This window comes from Methylobacterium durans (genome assembly GCF_003173715.1).
GTDB classification, from domain to species: domain Bacteria; phylum Pseudomonadota; class Alphaproteobacteria; order Rhizobiales; family Beijerinckiaceae; genus Methylobacterium; species Methylobacterium durans.
On record NZ_CP029550.1, the window covers coordinates 2198148 to 2214049 of the forward strand.

Annotated in this window: 15 protein-coding genes; 6 read left to right on the plus strand and 9 right to left on the minus strand. The window is 71.7% G+C overall.

Annotated features, from left to right (window positions below):
• Nucleotides 1-292 precede the first annotated feature (292 nt).
• On the minus strand, nucleotides 293-538 hold the full coding sequence (locus DK389_RS10065; RefSeq protein ID WP_162560598.1) for a hypothetical protein: 246 nt from the start codon (nucleotides 536-538) through the stop codon (nucleotides 293-295).
• A gap of 187 nt (nucleotides 539-725) precedes the next feature.
• Between DK389_RS10065 and DK389_RS10070 the strand changes: the two genes are divergently transcribed.
• Together DK389_RS10070 and DK389_RS10075 are read left to right on the plus strand one after the other, a co-directional pair.
• The gene (locus tag DK389_RS10070) at nucleotides 726-1565 is read left to right on the plus strand and encodes a DNA-binding protein (RefSeq protein ID WP_109889281.1); all 840 of its coding nucleotides are present in this window, start codon (nucleotides 726-728) and stop codon (nucleotides 1563-1565) included.
• A gap of 5 nt (nucleotides 1566-1570) precedes the next feature.
• Nucleotides 1571-3088: a M48 family metalloprotease gene (locus tag DK389_RS10075; protein ID WP_109889283.1), complete on the plus strand. Its 1518-nt coding sequence runs from the start codon at nucleotides 1571-1573 to the stop codon at nucleotides 3086-3088.
• Nucleotides 3089-3243: 155 nt separating this feature from the next.
• On the opposite strand, the gene DK389_RS10080 is transcribed toward DK389_RS10075, so the two are convergent.
• From DK389_RS10080 to DK389_RS10090, 3 genes are all read right to left on the minus strand, one after another.
• Nucleotides 3244-5007 carry an ABC transporter ATP-binding protein gene (locus DK389_RS10080; protein ID WP_109896237.1) on the minus strand — a complete coding sequence of 588 codons (1764 nt, stop codon included), beginning with the start codon at nucleotides 5005-5007 and terminating at the stop codon, nucleotides 3244-3246.
• A gap of 206 nt (nucleotides 5008-5213) precedes the next feature.
• On the minus strand, nucleotides 5214-6563 hold the full coding sequence (locus DK389_RS10085) for an MFS transporter (RefSeq protein WP_109889285.1): 1350 nt from the start codon (nucleotides 6561-6563) through the stop codon (nucleotides 5214-5216).
• Nucleotides 6560-7291: a PRC-barrel domain-containing protein gene (locus tag DK389_RS10090; protein ID WP_236960787.1), complete on the minus strand. Its 732-nt coding sequence runs from the start codon at nucleotides 7289-7291 to the stop codon at nucleotides 6560-6562. Before DK389_RS10090 ends, DK389_RS10085 begins: the two co-directional genes overlap by 4 nt.
• Before the next feature lie 301 nt (nucleotides 7292-7592).
• On the opposite strand from DK389_RS10090, the gene DK389_RS10095 reads away from it, so the two are divergent.
• Nucleotides 7593-7982, plus strand: coding sequence for a hypothetical protein (locus DK389_RS10095; RefSeq protein ID WP_109889287.1), 390 nt, complete (start codon nucleotides 7593-7595; stop codon nucleotides 7980-7982).
• Between the two features lie 43 nt (nucleotides 7983-8025).
• Here the strand turns inward: DK389_RS10095 and DK389_RS10100 are convergent, their stop codons facing one another.
• Together DK389_RS10100 and DK389_RS10105 are read right to left on the minus strand one after the other, a co-directional pair.
• Nucleotides 8026-9000 carry a PAS domain-containing protein gene (locus DK389_RS10100; protein ID WP_162560599.1) on the minus strand — a complete coding sequence of 325 codons (975 nt, stop codon included), beginning with the start codon at nucleotides 8998-9000 and terminating at the stop codon, nucleotides 8026-8028.
• Nucleotides 9001-9692: 692 nt separating this feature from the next.
• Complete coding sequence (locus DK389_RS10105) at nucleotides 9693-10130, minus strand: PRC-barrel domain-containing protein (RefSeq protein ID WP_109889291.1); 438 nt, start codon at nucleotides 10128-10130, stop codon at nucleotides 9693-9695.
• A 512-nt stretch (nucleotides 10131-10642) separates the two neighbouring features.
• Between DK389_RS10105 and DK389_RS10110 the strand changes: the two genes are divergently transcribed.
• Nucleotides 10643-10984 carry an SWIB/MDM2 domain-containing protein gene (locus DK389_RS10110; RefSeq protein ID WP_109889293.1) on the plus strand — a complete coding sequence of 114 codons (342 nt, stop codon included), beginning with the start codon at nucleotides 10643-10645 and terminating at the stop codon, nucleotides 10982-10984.
• 81 nt (nucleotides 10985-11065) lie between these two features.
• Here DK389_RS10110 and DK389_RS10115 read toward each other — a convergent pair whose 3' ends face one another.
• Together DK389_RS10115 and DK389_RS10120 are read right to left on the minus strand one after the other, a co-directional pair.
• Nucleotides 11066-11863: an SDR family NAD(P)-dependent oxidoreductase gene (locus tag DK389_RS10115; protein WP_109889295.1), complete on the minus strand. Its 798-nt coding sequence runs from the start codon at nucleotides 11861-11863 to the stop codon at nucleotides 11066-11068.
• Between the two features lie 61 nt (nucleotides 11864-11924).
• Nucleotides 11925-13322, minus strand: a complete 1398-nt coding sequence (locus DK389_RS10120; RefSeq protein WP_109889297.1) for an MFS transporter — start codon at nucleotides 13320-13322, stop codon at nucleotides 11925-11927.
• A 124-nt stretch (nucleotides 13323-13446) separates the two neighbouring features.
• Here DK389_RS10120 and DK389_RS10125 point away from each other — a divergent pair, with 124 nt between their 5' ends.
• Together DK389_RS10125 and DK389_RS10130 are read left to right on the plus strand one after the other, a co-directional pair.
• Entirely contained in the window at nucleotides 13447-14454 is a 1008-nt protein-coding gene (locus DK389_RS10125; RefSeq protein ID WP_109889298.1) for an alpha/beta fold hydrolase, read from the plus strand.
• Between the two features lie 11 nt (nucleotides 14455-14465).
• Nucleotides 14466-15335 (plus strand): NAD(P)-dependent oxidoreductase, encoded by an 870-nt coding sequence (locus tag DK389_RS10130; protein WP_109889300.1) that lies wholly within the window; start codon nucleotides 14466-14468, stop codon nucleotides 15333-15335.
• Between the two features lie 36 nt (nucleotides 15336-15371).
• On the opposite strand, the gene DK389_RS10135 is transcribed toward DK389_RS10130, so the two are convergent.
• Nucleotides 15372-15857: an MmcB family DNA repair protein gene (locus DK389_RS10135; RefSeq protein WP_109889302.1), complete on the minus strand. Its 486-nt coding sequence runs from the start codon at nucleotides 15855-15857 to the stop codon at nucleotides 15372-15374.
• Between the last annotated feature and the right edge of the window lie 45 nt (nucleotides 15858-15902).

The following is a 15902-nucleotide window of genomic DNA, read 5'->3' on the forward strand; positions in this document are numbered from 1 at the left end:
GGCACCCCCGCGAGGGATGCCCTTAGGCGCCGCCCGTCTAGTCTCTACACCTTCCCGCCGGGCGAGCCGGCGGGCTTGGCTCGGGATCGGCAGGGCGCCTGCGCGCCGTGAGCTTTCCCCGAATTTGAGCGGATCCGTCGCGCGGTTTCCCGGCGCGACGCCCAATTTGGCCTTTAGGAAACCTGTGCTCTGTCCAGCTGAGCTACGGAGACTGAACCGCCCCGTCCTTAGCACCATCGCCGAGCGAGGCCAACCGGAGCGCGCGGGCGCGGCAGGGCCCGGCCGGGGGCGCTCATTCCGTCTGGAGGCCCGCCTCCGCGACGGCGAGGCCGGCGACGCCGCGCAGGCCGAGCTCCAGCGCCCGGACCCGATGCAGCAGGCTGATGCCGCGCATCGTCGCCGCCATCGCGGCCTCGCCGTATCCGTCGAGGAGGCGGGCCGCGCGCTCGATCTCCTCGGCGCACCACGCGTCGAGCTGCGGCGCCTCGCTGGGCGAGGCGACCTGAGCGATGATGGCGGGTTCCGGCATCTCATGCATCGGCAGCATCCTATCCGAAACTGTCTAGAAACACACATTACAACTTTCGTACAATCTGGTGTTGTGTTTCGCCCGGCGCGGCGCGCCGTCGCGCCTGTGGCACGACGGCCCCAATCGCTGGAATTCAGCGTCGGCCGCCCGGTCCGGGCCCGGATTCCGCTACGATTCCGCGCTCTGATTCGGACCGATGAGAGCCTGCCCCATCACCCGCCGCGCGGCCGGAGCCTGGCTCGGCGCCGTTCTCGCCGCCGCTCCGGCTGCGGCCGCGCCGCGCCTCGGCCCCGCCGAGTGCCGTGCCGCCCCGGCGCGCCGGGACGCGCTGCAGGGCGTCGCCGCCCGCGGCGAGATCGTGCTCGCGTCCGGCACCCGCGCCGTGCTCGGCTCTCTGCGCTGGCCGGACGAGGCCGAGGCCGCGGCGGCCGCCGAGGCCTGGCTCGCGGGCCGTCGCGGCCGGCCGCTCGACGTCGTGGTGCGGGGCGAGCCCGACCGCTGGGGGCGGGTCCGGATCGACGCCGCGGATGCGGAGGAGGCGGTCGACCTCGCGGGCGGCCTCGTCGCGGCGGGATTCGCCCAGGTCGATGCGGGCGAGGGCGACGTGCTCTGCCGCCCGGCTCTCCTGCGCCTGGAGGAGGCACCCCGCCGGGCCGGAAGCGGCGTCTGGCGCCGACCGGTGCGGGAGGCTAAGGACGGAGCCGCGCTGCGGGAAGAGGCCGGGCGCTTCGTGGTGGCGCAGGGCCGCATCCGCAATGTCGGGGAGCGGCCTTCGCGCACCTATCTCGATTTCGTGCGCCGCGGCGAGGACGGGCTGACGGTGACCGTGTCGAAACGCACTTGGCGCCGGCTGCAGGAACATGGTTTCCATGCGTCGGGGCTGACGGGACGCGTCGTCCGGGTGCGGGGCATCGTCGAGATCTGGCGCGGGCCGGTCCTCGACATCGCGAGCGCCGAGATGATCGAGGTTCTGGATTCGGACGGGACGGAACCGCGTGTGGCGGTTCCGGAGAGGGAGCGGGCGCTGCGGCGCTAGACGGCATGGACGGGGTCTTGCAGGAAGCCGGTTCACGGGGCGCGCGCCGCAGGGCGCCGGCCTCGCGCGCGTGGCCTTTGCGCGCGCGCCTCTCCGCGGGATCGGCCGCCCTCGCGCTCGTCCTCACGGCCTGCGCCGGCGAGCACACAGGCGCCGTGCTGACGCCGGCCGCCGTGACGGTGCCGGCCGAGGCGCCGCGCACCACCGGGCGCGAGCGCTCCGCCTCGGACGCCGACCACGCCAAGCTCGTCGCCTCCTTCGGCGGGGAATACCGCGCCCCCGCGGCCCTGCGTCTCCTGAGCGACGTCACCGACCGCCTCGTCAAGGCGAGCGACCGGCCGGACCAGACCTACGTCGTGACGCTCCTCGATTCACCCGTCGTCAACGCCTTCGCCCTGCCGAGCGGGCGGCTCTACGCGACGCGGGGCCTCGTGGCGCTGGCGAGCGACACCTCCGAGATCGCCGCCGTCCTCGCCCACGAGATCGCGCACGTGACGCTCAGCCACGCGAACGCCCGGACGGAGCTGGAGCTGCGCTCGCAGCTCGTCAGCCGCGTCGTGGCCGACGTGCTGAACGATCCCGCGACCGGCGCGCAGCTCCAGAGCCAGTCCCGCTTCGCCATCGCCCGGTTCTCCCGCGACCAGGAGCTGGAGGCGGACGGGGCCGGCGTGCGCACCCTGGCGAAGGCCGGCTACGACCCGTTCGGCGCCGCCCGTTTCCTCACGGCCCTGAACAGGACGGTGGCGCTCAAGGCCGGAACCGGCAGCCCGGGCGAGCCGGACATGCTCGCCACCCACCCGGCCACCGCCGAACGGGTCGCCCTCGTCACCCGCGCCGCCCGACGCATCGGCGCCCCCGGCATCGGCAGCGACGACCGCGCCCGCTACCTCGCGGCGGTTGACGGGATCGCCTACGGGGACGATCCCGGCGAGGGCGTGGTGCGCGGGCGCCGCTTCGTCCATCCGAGCCTCGGCATCGCCTTCGACGTCCCGGACGGCTTCGCGATCGAGAACACCCGCAACGCGGTGCTCGGCACCACCAACGAGGGCAGCCGCCGCCTGCTGTTCGATCAGGTCGAGGCCAGACCCGGCCAGGGTCTCGACGCGGTGCTGAAATCCACCTGGAACGACGCGCTCGAGGCGGGCTCGGTCGAGAGCCGGACCATCGCCGGGCACGAGGGCGCGGTCGCGCTCTCCCGCGGCAAGGACTGGACCTTCCGCCTCGCCGCGATCCGGATCGGCGACACGGTGTTCCGGATGATCATGGCGGCCAAGGGCGCCACCGACCCGGACCCGGCCTTCCGCCGCTGGACGGGGAGCCTCGCGGCCCTGAACCCGGACGAGTCCCGCACCCTGAAGCCCCTGCGCATCCAGGTGGTCCAGGCGCCGTCCGAGAGCGCCGAGGAACTCTCCCGCCGCATGGCGGTCTCCGACCGCCCGCTCGAGCGCTTCCTCGTCCTCAACGGCCTGGAGAAGGGCGCGGCCCTGAAGGTCGGGCAAGGCTACAAGGTGGTGGTGGAGTAGGGGTCTCCCGCTCCCTGGCGGGGCCAAGCCCACCTCTCCCGTTCGGGAGAGGTCGAGTCGGCGACAGCCGACCGGGTGAGGGGTGCGACCTTTCCGGAAAGACCTGGATCTCTCACCCCAGCCCTCTCCCGAACGGGAGAGGGAGCGCGCCGCCCTCAGGCGGCGGCGAGCGACATCGAGAGCGATTCCTTCTTCATCAACTCGCGGTAGAAGCCGTCGAGATGGGTCAGCTTGTCGGGCGAGCCGTCCTGCACTATGCGGCCGCCCTCCAGCACCACGATCCGGTCGAAGTCCTTGAGCGTCGAGAGCCGGTGGGCGATGGCGATGACGGTGCGGCCCTTCATCAGGTTCGCGAGCGCGTGGCGGATCGCCTCCTCGGACTCGGCGTCGAGGGCGGAGGTGGCCTCGTCGAGGAGCAGGATCGGCGAATCCTTCAGGATCGCGCGGGCGATGGCGATGCGCTGGCGCTGGCCGCCGGAGAGCTTGACGCCGCGGTCGCCGACGATCGTGTCGAACCCGTCCGGCAGCGCGTTGATGAAGTCCGTGCAATGGGCGGCCTCGGCCGCCTTCCAGACGTCCTCGTCGGTGGCTTCGGGCCGGCCGTAGCGGATGTTCTCGCGCAGGGTGCGGTGGAACATCGAGACGTCCTGCGGCACCACCGTGATCGCCTCGCGCAAGCTCTCCTGCGTGACGCGGTTGATGTCCTGGCCGTTGATCAGGATGTCGCCGCCCTTCACGTCGTAGAAGCGCTGCAGCAGCGAGAACAGGGTCGACTTGCCGCCGCCCGACTTGCCGACGAGGCCGATGCGCTGGCCCGGCTCGATGGCGAGGTCGAAATCCGTGAACACGCCGCGGCCGTCCGGATAGTCGAAGGCGACGTGCTGGAAGTCGATCTTGGCGCCGTGACCGGTGAGCGGCACGGCCTCGGGATGGTCGATCAGGTCATGCGGCTGCAGCAGGGTGTGCAGCGCCTCCGACAGGCGGGCGGTGTGCTGGGTGGCGTCGACGAGGGCCACCGCGAGGTCGCGGGTCGCCGCGAGGATGCGGATGCCGAGGGTGCAGACGAGAACGACCTGGCCGTTCGTCGCCTGTCCCGCCTCCCACATGGTGATCGCCCAGTAGAGGAGCCCCAGCACCGCGAGCACGGTGAGCACCGCGTGCACGATGCGCAGCTTCTCGAGATAGAGGAGCGAGGAGCGGCGCGAGCGCATCTCGACGCCGATCGTGCCGTCGAAGCGCTTGAACTCGCGCTTGAAGGCCGAGAAGGCGCGCACCAGCGGCATGTTGCCGACGAGGTCGACCATCTCGCCGTCGACGCTCGCGGCCTTGGCGGCGAAATCGTGGTGCAGCGGCTTGCCGGCCGCCGCCATCTTGAACATCAGCACCACGACGCTGCCGAAGATGCCGGCGAGCACCAGCGCCATCGTGACGTTGACGGTGGCGATGTAGACCAGCGAGCCGATGGCCGCGACGCAGGGCGGCATCACGTTGAACACGAACATGTTCTCGACCGTGAAGATCGCGTTCGAGGTCGCGGTGATGCGGGAGGCCAGGGTGCCCGGCTGCCGGTCGGCGAAGAAGGAGGGCGAGTGCCCGGTCATGTGCCGGAACAGGTCGCGGCGGATGTCGCCGGTCACGCCCACGAAGGTGAACGAGCCGACGAGGCTCGCCACGCGCCAGAGCATGTTGTCGGCGGCGATGAAGGCGATGAGGACGGCGAGCGCGCCCCAGATCAGCCCCGCCTGCGGACCCTTGCTCAGCGCGTCGACGACGCCCTTGAGGGCGTAATCCGTCGAGACGGAGAAGCCGACGGCGCCGAGCACCGCGACGAGGATCACGAGGTGAGGCAGCCAGCGGCGCTTCAGGTAACGACCGACGAAGGCCCAGGGGCGGTCGGCGTATTGGCAGAGGTCTTCCATCGCGATGGTCATCTCGATTTCAGCGGACCTGCGGGGCGGTGGGACGGGGCGTGACGGCGCACACGCGAAATTCATACCCGAGGCGGCAACGCAAAAGCGTCGCCATACGTTGCAAGCGCCCGCCCTCGCGATCCGTTTTATTCATCGAACCTGAACGCCAGTTGAGCGGCCCGCGTTTCCGGGCCCCTCGCGAGCGTACGCTTCCCTCACGCGCGCTCCGCACGGCGCGTCTCGGGCATGATGAGGGCGACGAGGCCGAAGGCGACGAGGCCGACCACGGCGAGGCCGAGGAAGGCGGTCTGGCTGCCGAACCGGTCGGCCATCAGCCCGGCGAGCGAGGTCGAGAGCGCCGCCCCGATCCCCATCGCGGTGCCGACCGCGCCCAGCGCGAGGTTGAAGCGGCCGGTCCCCCGGGTCGCGTCCGAGACGACGAGGGGCACCATCACGCCGAGCACGGCGGCCGAGACGCCGTCGAGCACCTGGATCGCCACCAGCAGGGACGGGCTGTCGGTGTAGGCGAACAGGAGCCCGCGCAGGGGCAGCGCCGCGAAGCCGAGGAGCAGGACCGGGCGCCGGCCCCAGCGCTCGGCCGCGCGCCCGAGGGCCGGCGCGCAGACGGCGAGCACCGCCTGCGGGACCATGATGCAGGCCGCGATGAGCGCGGTCGCGGTCTCGCTCGTGCGCAGCGTCAGCACGCTGCCGACGAGGGGCAGCATGGCGGCGTTGGCGAGGAAGAACAGCGTCATGCAGGCGGCGAAGCACAGGAGCGCCCGGTTCGTCATGAGCATGCGCAGGCCCCCGCTCTCCGCGGGCGCCGCGGCGCCGGCCTGGGGCGGGGCGTCGTGGACGATCTCGTCGGCCCGGATGAAGGAGAGGGCGAGCAGCGTCGGCACGACGAGGGCGGCCGTCAGGTAGAAGACCGCGTCGTTCGAGAGGTAGTAGCCGCAGGCGCCCATTCCGGCCGCGGCGAGGGCGTTGCCGATCGCCTGGAAGCTGGCGTTGCGCCCGAGCCGCTCGCCCGCCCGCGCATGGCCGACGAGGCCGATGCTGATCGCCGCGATCGCCGGCGTCAGCACGCAGCTCGCGGCCGAGTGGGCGGCCATGGCGAGGAGCACGACGAGGAAGCTCGGCCACATGGCGAGCGCGAAGGCGCTTCCCGAGATCGCGACGACCGAGAGGCCCGCAGCGAAGCGCTTCGAGCGCGCCACGTCGACGAAGGCGCCGCCGGGGACCTGGCCGAGCAGGCTGACGAGGCTGCCGACTGTCAGCGCGAAGCCGATATCGGCCTGGGTCCACTTGGCCTGCGTGAAGTAGACGGCGAGGAACGGCCCGAAGCCCGTCTGCAGGTTCGCGACGAAGAAGGCGAAGGCGTCGAGGCCCCGGCGGCTCGCGCGCGAGATCGTCTGCGAGACCGGGACGGGCTCGGGCATCACGTCCGGCGCCCCCTCCACGCTCACCTCGCTCAGTCGCACCGGGCGCGCCCGGTAGTCGGGTCTCGGGATATGGCGGTCCCGTGGCAGGTTGGCACGCCGGCTCTTCGGGCGCGGTGCCGTCATCGATCCGGCGCCCTCTCGGGCGGCTTGTCGGCGGGGACGGGCGCGGCCGCCGAGCCCGGCGGAATGCCCTGCGGCGCAGCCTGCGGCGGCGGCTGGGGCGGCTGGGCGGCGGGCTGGGTCGCGGCGGGCTGCGCGGCCGGGGCCGCCGGATCACCGTCCGGCGCGGGGCCGCCGGGGCTCGCGGGCCCGAGGACCACGATGGGTTCGCCCGCCTTGTACTCGGGCGAGACCCGGACCTGATTCCGGCTGAGCTGCAGCACGACCCGGCCGGCCTTACCCTCGGGCGAGAAGCGCAGGGAGCGCCAATCCACGGCGATCTTGCGGGAGCCGACGCCGAGGAAGCCGCCGAAATCGATGATCGCGGCGCGGGGGCGCCCGTCCTTGTCGATGATCACGTCGATGATGCGGCCGAGCTCGTCACCGTTGGCGGCCCGCACGCCCTTGCCGAGGACGCCCTCGTAATCCTGCGTGTCGAGCACCGTCGCGGGCGTGCCCTGCTGCGGGGCGGCGGGCGGAGCCGGCGCAGGGACGGGCACGGTCGCGACGGGAGGTGCGGCGGGCGGCGGCACCGGATTGGGCTGGGTGGGCGCGGAGGCCGGCGCGGGTTGTGTCGGGCTCGGGCTTGGGCTCGTCGCCGGCTCGCCGCCCGTGGGCGCCGTCTCCGCCGCCGCGCCCGCGGCCCACAGGACGGCCGTCGCGCTCGCGATGATCCGGAATGGTCTGAACACGCGGCATCCTCGATGAAGTGGTCGCACCGGCTCCGGGCACAACCGCGGCTGTTCGGGCGGGTTCCGCCGGGGCGCGGAGGGGCCCCTCTGCCCACCGACCAAGGCGAAGTTGTGAATCCGGCGGCCGGCACGGGGTGAAGGCCGCAAGATCCGGGCCGGTGTGTCCTCGCGGGGACGGCCGCCCGCTCGGATCAGACGGGCCCACGGCCAAGTCTGGTTTTCGCCAAAACGTCGTCGTACAGAGGCGCCGATCAGAACAAGAGGCCGTGTGTTCGAGGCGGCCACAGAGAGGATCAGACCCATGTCTCTCCCGTCGCGATCCCTGCCGTCCAGAGCCTGTGCCGCGGCGCTCCTGGCGGCCGCACTGTCCGGCTGCCAAGCGCTCGGCGGCGGCGGCGGCGTGATGCCCGCCAGCGAGGTCGGGCCGCCCCCGTCGATGCGCAGCGGCCTGCCGAATCGGGAAGTTCGCGCCGCGACCGTCGACGCCGACGGCGCGCCCCTGCAGACGGCGCCGACGCGCCGCCTCGATCTGCCCAAGAACGCGCGCGGCGAATCGCGGACCGCCGATTCCGGCTCCCGCCGCATCCGCCGCGACGAACTCGAGGGCGGCAGCGAGGGCGGCTCCAGCTCCGGTGGCATGGCGCCGGCCCTCAGCGCCAGCGGCGGCGTCGGCCTGGGCGGGCGTTTCTGAGGCAGGGTCTCCGGCCGCAGGCATCGGGCGCCGCGGCCCGGCCTCAGCGCATGTGCGCGATCGCGATGCTGACCTCGATCAGGCGGAAGCCGACGCCCGCCTGCCGGAGTGCGTCGACGGCGGCGTGACGGCTGCGGGCGAGCGGTCCGTCTGCATCCTCCTCCAGCCGCCGGATCGTCGAGAGCGAGAGCTTGCTGGCGCTCGCGAGGTCGGCGAGCGTCCAGTCGAGGAGGCCGCGCGCCGCCCGCAGATGGGCGCCGCGGATCTGGTGCTGCACGTCGGAGCCGACGTCGGTCGCCGTCTCGCCCACCGTGGCCGACGGGGGAAAGGTCAGGCCCGTCCATTCCCGGATCGCATCCGAGCCGTTCTGCACCGGCACGACGAGGGTTCGGAAGCTCGTGCGGCCTCCGCGGGCGACCTGCGCCTTGAAGTCAAGGGTGAAGGGCTGCCGCCTCTCGCGCATCGCCGCGTGCTGGCGCAGCACCTCCGCGCGCTCCTCCGGGACGATCGGAAGGTGCCAGTTCCGCAGCAGGTCTTCCGGGGCGAGGCCGGTCAATTCGCACCAGCCGGGGGCGTGGAGCACCTCGCCGTCGGCCGTCCAGACCCAGGAGACGATGGTGCCGTGCTCGAAGATCGCCCGCTGGCGGTCGTTCTGCGCGCGGATCGCCAGGGACACCCTCTGCTCGCTGGTGATGTCCACGACGACCCCTGCGGCGCCGGCCGGCCGGCCGTCCGGCGTGAAGTAGACGTCGCCGCGGCTGAGCACCATGCGCATGGTGCCGTCCGGGCGGATGATGCGGAACGTGTGGTCGCTCAGGATCCCCTCGTTGAGGATCTGACTCGCATCTTCCAGGACCGCCCGGTCCTCCGGATGGATCAGGCTGCGGAAGAGTTCGTAATCGGGACGGATCGTCCCGTCCTCGATGCCGAACAGCCTGTAGAGGCCCGAAGACCACACGTACTCCTTGCGCGCGAAGTTCCAGCCCCAGTTGCCGGACAATCCGAAGGACTCGACCATGCGCAGGAATTCGCGTGACGAGAACGCAAGGGTCGGAGGATTCATCGCGGAACGTTCGGGGATCAGTTGCAGCGACGGTTCGATGTTCGGCACGGCAGCACTCATCGCGCGGCGTCTGAGGCGCGCGTGAGCGCGGGGCCAGGCGGAGGGCGCCCTCCGTCGCCGGCCGGTCCCGGCGCCGCGATCGCGATGTGACGGATGGGGTCGGCGCGCGACGATAAGCCCGTACCGGCTCTTTCGATCAGCGCCACTGAGCGGATTTTGCGCATCTTGGGTCTGATTGAGATTTTTCAATGATCAATTCGGCAGCGATAGGACAAAATTAGCCCAATTGCTGACCTTGCTTGATCAGAGCTACACCAAACCAAGTTTTATTCAAGGAAAAAGGCACACAACCGTACTCTGCCGCATCTCTTTGCTGCGCGCCCTCTTGCCGTCCTCGGACTCATGAGATCAGCGCGCGAGACTATTCGCGGATCGTGCGTGCCAAATACGTTTGCAACTTCAAATTGATCTTTGAACAGAGGTCGGACGGGCCGCGGCTCGCGCCCTGCCCCTCGGCCGGGTTCGCTCGTCCGCGCGGAGTCCGCCGGAGACGCCCCTCGCACCGGCGCGTCTCGGCAGCGGTCTCGACGTCGGTCCCGTCGGCGCCGATGCGTCCTCGGATCTATCGGCGCCGAGGGCGGGCGGCCTCAGGCGGTCGGGGCGAGGCGGCCGCCGTAGTAATCGTCGAGGCGCCCGCCATAGCCCGGGTCGGCGAAGGCGTCCTCGCCGGGACCGTGGCTCGGGGCGCCGGCGAGCGTGTCGCGGTCGAGATCGACCACGTAGCCGCCGAGCTCGACGCTGTAGGTGAGGGCGCGCCAGGGCAGGGGATAATGGCTCTCCCCGAGACCGAGGAAGCCGCCGAAGGCGAGCACGGCGTAGGCCACTTGGCCGGAAACCTTGTCGACCATGAAATTGTGAACCGCGCCGAGATGCTCGCCGGCCCCGTTGTAGACCGTGGTGCCCTCGACCTTGTTCGAGGCGATCAGGCGCCGCGTCTCGTCGATCGGAACGCCCTCGGCGGAGGGGTCGAGTTCCAGGGAGCCGGGCTTCCGCAGGCTGCGCTCGTTGGGCAAGTCCGTAGGCATGGGAGATCCTGTCTCTTCTCTCGTCGCGGTCGATCCGGGAAAATTCCGCGTCGCCGGGCGGGTTCCGGATGCGGACCGGGTCCGGTCCCGAATCGACATGCCGGCTCCGGAGACCGGGGCGCGGTCGGCCGAGAGGCCGCGCAGGGCCCGCAGGCCGGGGCCGAGCGCCGGGCCGGGGGCGGCGCAGGCCCGGCGACGGACACGCTAACTCTTTGCACAGAATGCGAATTCTTCTTGCGTACGGGACCGCTCCCGGCCCGGGCCGGTGCCGGGCCGAGGCTCGAAGTACAGTTGCTTGCGCTGCAAGTTTTCCGAGATCAGGATGGATTATTGCATTCGGGTGAATCGCCGGAGGCTGGACCAGCATCCGCCAGACCTGTGGATGAGGCCGGGGACAACGACAGTTTCCCCTTGGAACGGTCGCAGCACCGCTTAGTTGTTGCAGCTATGCGCCCCGTCCCACGGGGCCGCCACGCGTCCGCGTTCTCGAGCGCGAGCATCGGAGGAAACCCATGGCGACGAAGACGGAGACCAAGGCTGCGCCGAAGGCGAAGGCCGCCGCCCCCAAGGCGAAGGCTGCCGCTGCTCCCAAGGCCGGCGGCGCGACTAAGCCCAACGCCCTCCAGCAGCCCCTCAAGCCCTCGGCCGAGCTCGGCGCCATCGTCGGCACCAGCCCGCTCCCGCGCGGCGAGGTGGTGAGCAAGGTGTGGGACTACATCAAGAAAAACAATCTCCAGAACCCGCAGAACAAGCGCGAGATCCTCGCCGACGACAAGCTGAAGAAGGTCTTCGGCAAGGACAAGTGCACCATGTTCGAGATGAACAAGCACCTCGCGGCGCACCTGAAGTCCTGATCTCGCGAAAGGCCAATCCCGGCTTCGTCGCAGCGGGTCCCCGCGGGATCCGCCGCGACGCCGCCGCGGCGGCCCGCCGGCTCAGCCGATGTGGCGCAGGAGGCCGCCGTCGACGCGCAGTGACGCGCCGCTCGTGGCGCTCGCCGCAGGACTGCACACGTAGGCGACCATCGCCGCCACCTCCTCCACGCCGGCCAAGCGCTGGATGAGCGATGTCGGCCTGTGCTCGGCCACGAACTTCCGGCCCATCGCGTCGAGATCGGGATTCTCGGCGCCCCCCGCCATCTGCTTCATGAACTCGGCCACGCCCTCGGAGAGCGTCGGGCCGGGCAGCACGCTGTTCACGGTGACGCCGGTTCCGGCGACCGTCTCGGCCAGCCCGCGGGCGATGGCGAGCTGCGCCGTCTTCGTCATCCCGTAATGGACCATCTCGACGGGGATGTTGAGCGCCGACTCGCTGGAGATGAAGACGACCCGGCCCCAGCCGCGCTCCACCATGCCGGGCATGTAGGCCCGAGACAGGCGCACGCCGCTCATCACGTTGACGTCGAAAAAGCGCTGCCAGTCGGCGTCGGGGATCTCGAAGACCGGCTTCGGCTCGAAGATCCCGGTGTTGTTGACGAGGATGTCGACGCTGCCGAGGCGCCCGACGAGGCCGTCGACGCCCTCGGCCGTCGCGACGTCGCCCGCGGCCGCGAAGACCGCGCCGGCCTTCGCCTCCGTCTTCAGGCGCGCGACTGCCGCCTCGACCCGCTCGGGCCCACGTCCGTTGATGCCGACGCTCGCGCCGAGATCGGCGAGTTCGCGGGCGATCGCGTAGCCGATGCCGCCGGTCGAGCCGGTCACGAGCGCGTGCCGCCCTGTGAGATTCAAGTCCATCTGCGTCCCCAGTCCTGAGAGCCCCCTGCCTGATCCCGACAACGCGCGAGGCGGCTGCCGGTTAACCGCGTTCGTCCGGGTGCCGCCGCAGCACGCTCGCGAGCCCCCCCATCGCCGCGAGCGCCACCGCCGACCAGAGCGCGAGGGCGACCGCGCGGCCGGGCTCCGCACCGTGGACGAGGCCGAACAGGACGGCAACGAGGGCCGCGCCCAGCGACTGCCCGGTGAGCCGCGCCGTCGATTGCATGCCGCTCGCGCCGCCGCTGCGCTCGCGCGGGGCACTCGTGATGATGACCTTGTTGTTGGGCGCCTGGAACAGCCCGAAGCCGAGCCCGCAGAGCGTCAACCGCCAGACGGTGTCGGCGGTGGAGGGGGCGTCCGGCAGCAGGGTGACGGCGACGAGCCCCGCCGCCATCAGGCCGAGGCCGAGCCCGCCGAGGAGGCCCGGGGGCCAGCGGTCGGCGAGCCGGCCGGAGACCGGCGCCATCGCGGCGATGGCGATGGGCCAGGGCGTCAGCAGGAAGCCCGTCTGGGTGCTCGTGAGGTGCAGCACGTCCTGGAAGTAGAAGGGCAGCGCGATGTAGGCGACCATCTGGCTCGCGAAGGCGGCGATCGAGGTCGCCATCGAGAGGGCGAAGGCCGGAATCCGCAGGAGATCGACCGGCAGGAGCGGCGCCGGGAGCCGGAGCTGACGGCGCACGAACGCGGTGCCGATGACGAGCGCCGCGCCGATCTCGGCGAGCGCCAGCGGCCGCGTTTCTGCGGAGCCCAGCCCGTCGATGCCGATGATCAGGAGGCCGAAGGTGAGCGCGTTGAGGATCGCGCTCGACGGATCGAGCCGCGTCCCGCTCCGGGGCGTGGCGGGCAGGGTCCGCGAGGCGACGAGGAGGGCGACGAGTCCCACGGGCAGGTTCACGAGGAACAACCAGGGCCAGGACGCGGCGGACAGGATCGCGGCGGCGACGGTCGGGCCAGCGGCCGAGGCGACCGCCACCACGAGGGCGACGTTGCCGACGCCCCGCCCGATCATCCGGTGCGGGTAGACGAAGCGCACGAGTGCGATGTTGACGCTCATGATGCCGGCTGCCCCGAGCCCTTGCGCGATCCGCGCGGCGACGAGGAGGGTCAGGCTCGGCGCGAGGGCGCAGGCGACGGAGGCCGCCGTGAAGACGACGAGGCCGCCGAGATAGACCCGCCGGTAGCCGAGGCTGTCGCCGAGCGAAGCCAGCGGCAGGAGCGCCGCCGTCACGGCGATCTGATAGGCGTTGACCACGAAGATCGCCTCGCCCGCGCCGACCGCGAGGTCCTTGGCCATCACCGGCAGGGCCACGTTGACGATGGCCCCGTCGAGGACCGCGAGCGTCATGGCGAGCCCGATCGCCAGCATCGCGAGCAGCCGCTCGCGCGCGGGCAGGCCGTCCTGGTGCCGGGCTGCGGCCTCGCCCGCCTTCTCGGCCATTCAACCCTCGGCCATGCGCTGCACGCTCGCTCCGGCCCGCGGATAGCGCCCGCTCCGAGCCGCCTCAAGTGCCCTATGTCACCCCGCTGACGGCGCGCGGCGCCGCGTCATCCCGGGAGGTTGCATGCGTTTCCCCGCCCTCGTCGTCGGCCTCGCCCTGGCGCTGTCGCCCCTGCCGGCCCCGGCCCAGGACGCGCCCGACGCGCCGCTCGGGATCGGGCTCGAAGGCTTCCCCTACCCCTATCCGGTGCGCTTCCTGCCGCTGCGGCGCGACCACGAGGCCCAGCGCCTCGCCTACATGGATGTGGCGCCGACCGGGACCGCCAACGGCCGAACGGTCGTTCTGCTGCACGGGCGCAATTTTCCGTCGAGCTACTGGCAGCCGGTGATCGCGGCCCTCAGCGGCGCAGGCTACCGGGTGGTGGCGATCGACCAGCTCGGCTTCGGCAAGTCCTCGAAGCCCGTCGGTCCCTTCACCTTCGACGCGATGGCGGCCGACACGGTGGCGCTCCTCGACGCGCTCGGCCTGGAGCGGGTCGACGTCGTGGCCCACTCGATGGGCGGCATGCTGGCCGTGCGGCTCGCCCGCAACGCGCCCACCCGCGTCAACAGCCTCGTCCTCGAGGCGCCGATCGGGCTGGAGGATTACCGCTTCAGCGTGCCGCCGGTGCCGAACGAGGTGCTCCTGAAGCGCGAGGGCGAGCTGACGGCGGACGCCTACCGCAAGCAGCTGATCACGAGCTACGCGCTCACCCTGCCGCCGGAGGCGATCGAGCCCTTCGTGTCGGTGCGCGAGCGGGTGAAGGGCTCGGGCGAATATCCGCGCTGGCTGCAATCCTTCGTGAATTCCTACTTCGCGATCTGGGGCCAGCCGGTCGTCCACGAGATCCCCCTCGTCGCCGCGCCGACCCTGTTCATCATGGGCGCCAAGGACCGCAACGCGCCGGGCAAGCCCTACGCCCCGCCGGAGCTGCAGGCCCGCATGGGCGACAATGCCGGCCATGCCCGGGCGCTTGCCGGGCAGATGCCGAACGGCCGGGCCGAGGTGATCGAGGGCGTCGGCCACCTCGTCCACATGGAGGCGACCGAGCGCTTCAACGCGCTCAGCCTCGACTTCCTCAACAGCCACTGACGGAGATGGCCATGGATGTTGGATTCATCGGGCTCGGGCGGATGGGCCGGGCCATGGCGGGATGCCTCGTGCGGGCGGGCCACAGCGTCCGGGTCTGGAACCGCTCGCCCGAGGCGGCGCGGGCGGTCGAGGGCGCGAACCCTGTCGCCACCGCCGCGGAGGCGTTTCGCGGGGACGTGGCGGTCACCATGCTGGCCGACGACGCGGCGCTCCGCTCCGTGATCGTCGAGGGCGGCCTCCTCGACTGGGCGGAGCGGCCCGGGCTGCATCTCAGCATGAGCACGATCTCGGTGGCGCTCGCACAGGACCTCGCCGCGATCCACGCCCGCGCGGGCGTGCCCTACGTCGCCGCCCCCGTCTTCGGCCGGCCGGACGTCGCCGAGACGGGCGCGCTCAACATCGTGGCGTCGGGCGAGGCGGAGGCGATCGCGCGGGCCGCACCCCTCCTCGACGCGATGGGCGCGAAGACCTGGCCCTTCGGGACCGAGCCGCAGCGGGCGAACGCCGTGAAGCTCGCCGGCAACTTCATGCTGGTCTCGGCGATCGAGGCGATGGGGGAGGCCGCGGCCTTCGCCGAGGGGCACGGCGTTGCGGGGGCCGACCTCCTCGATCTCCTGACCAACACCCTGTTCGCCTCGCCGGTCTACAAGGGCTACGGCGCCTCGATCGCGGCGAAACGCTACGAGCCGCCGGGTTTCAACCTGCGGCTCGGCGCCAAGGACATCCGCCTCGCGCTCGCCGCCGCCGAGACGGTGGGCGTGTCGATGCCCTTCGCGAGCGCGCTGCGCGACAACCTCATCGAGGCGATCGCGCAGGGCGACGGCGACAAGGATCTCGCCGCGCTCGCCCGCGTCGTGGCCCGCCGCAGCGGCCGGGGCTGAGCGCAGCGTCTCCGATCGGGAAGGCTCGATGAACCGTCAGAGGGCCCCGTCGCGGATCGCGCCGGGATCGGCGAGCGTGTGCAGCAGCCCCGCCGCGCTGTGGGCGAAGCGCAGGGTCACCGCCTTGCGGCGCGCGCCGCTCAAGGGATGCTCCTCAGGCTGGCGCAGGATCGCGCCGCCGAAGGCGTCGGCCACGATGAGGCCTGCCTCCTCCGGGATCAGCTCGCAAGGCAGCGTGTGGGGAATCGCGAAGTAGAAGCGGTCGCAATAATCCCGGTAATCCGGCCACTTCTTGTCCGCCCGGAAATCGGCGACGCTCGACTTGATCTCGACGATGGTGAGCTTGCCGCAGGCCGTGAGGGCGATCACATCGGCGCGGCGGCCGTTCGCGAGCGAGAATTCGGGCAGGCTCACCTGGCCGAGCTCGGCGAAGAGGCGGCGCACACCGCGCTGCGTGGCGGCCGCGGTCGGCGATTGCCGGCGGTCGGGCGGGAGAAGGGCGGCGGCGAGGGCTGCGGACAAGGCGGGATCTTGCGTGACGCGTCCCGAATCGGAACGGCCTCATCG

Excerpts from the sequence above, each read along its gene's own strand:
- DK389_RS10125 (WP_109889298.1), top strand. The coding sequence starts at position 13,447 with ATGCGTTTCCCCGCCCTCGTCGTCGGCCTCGCCCTGGCGCTGTCGCCC.
- DK389_RS10070 (WP_109889281.1), top strand. The coding sequence starts at position 726 with ATGAGAGCCTGCCCCATCACCCGCCGCGCGGCCGGAGCCTGGCTCGGC.
- DK389_RS10105 (WP_109889291.1), bottom strand. The coding sequence starts at position 10,130 with ATGCCTACGGACTTGCCCAACGAGCGCAGCCTGCGGAAGCCCGGCTCC.
- DK389_RS10100 (WP_162560599.1), bottom strand. The coding sequence starts at position 9,000 with ATGGTCGAGTCCTTCGGATTGTCCGGCAACTGGGGCTGGAACTTCGCG.
- DK389_RS10115 (WP_109889295.1), bottom strand. The coding sequence starts at position 11,863 with ATGGACTTGAATCTCACAGGGCGGCACGCGCTCGTGACCGGCTCGACC.
- DK389_RS10075 (WP_109889283.1), top strand. The coding sequence starts at position 1,571 with ATGGACGGGGTCTTGCAGGAAGCCGGTTCACGGGGCGCGCGCCGCAGG.
- DK389_RS10065 (WP_162560598.1), bottom strand. The coding sequence starts at position 538 with ATGCATGAGATGCCGGAACCCGCCATCATCGCTCAGGTCGCCTCGCCC.
- DK389_RS10110 (WP_109889293.1), top strand. The coding sequence starts at position 10,643 with ATGGCGACGAAGACGGAGACCAAGGCTGCGCCGAAGGCGAAGGCCGCC.
- DK389_RS10095 (WP_109889287.1), top strand. The coding sequence starts at position 7,593 with ATGTCTCTCCCGTCGCGATCCCTGCCGTCCAGAGCCTGTGCCGCGGCG.
- DK389_RS10080 (WP_109896237.1), bottom strand. The coding sequence starts at position 5,007 with ATGGAAGACCTCTGCCAATACGCCGACCGCCCCTGGGCCTTCGTCGGT.
- DK389_RS10130 (WP_109889300.1), top strand. The coding sequence starts at position 14,466 with ATGGATGTTGGATTCATCGGGCTCGGGCGGATGGGCCGGGCCATGGCG.
- DK389_RS10085 (WP_109889285.1), bottom strand. The coding sequence starts at position 6,563 with ATGACGGCACCGCGCCCGAAGAGCCGGCGTGCCAACCTGCCACGGGAC.
- DK389_RS10120 (WP_109889297.1), bottom strand. The coding sequence starts at position 13,322 with ATGGCCGAGAAGGCGGGCGAGGCCGCAGCCCGGCACCAGGACGGCCTG.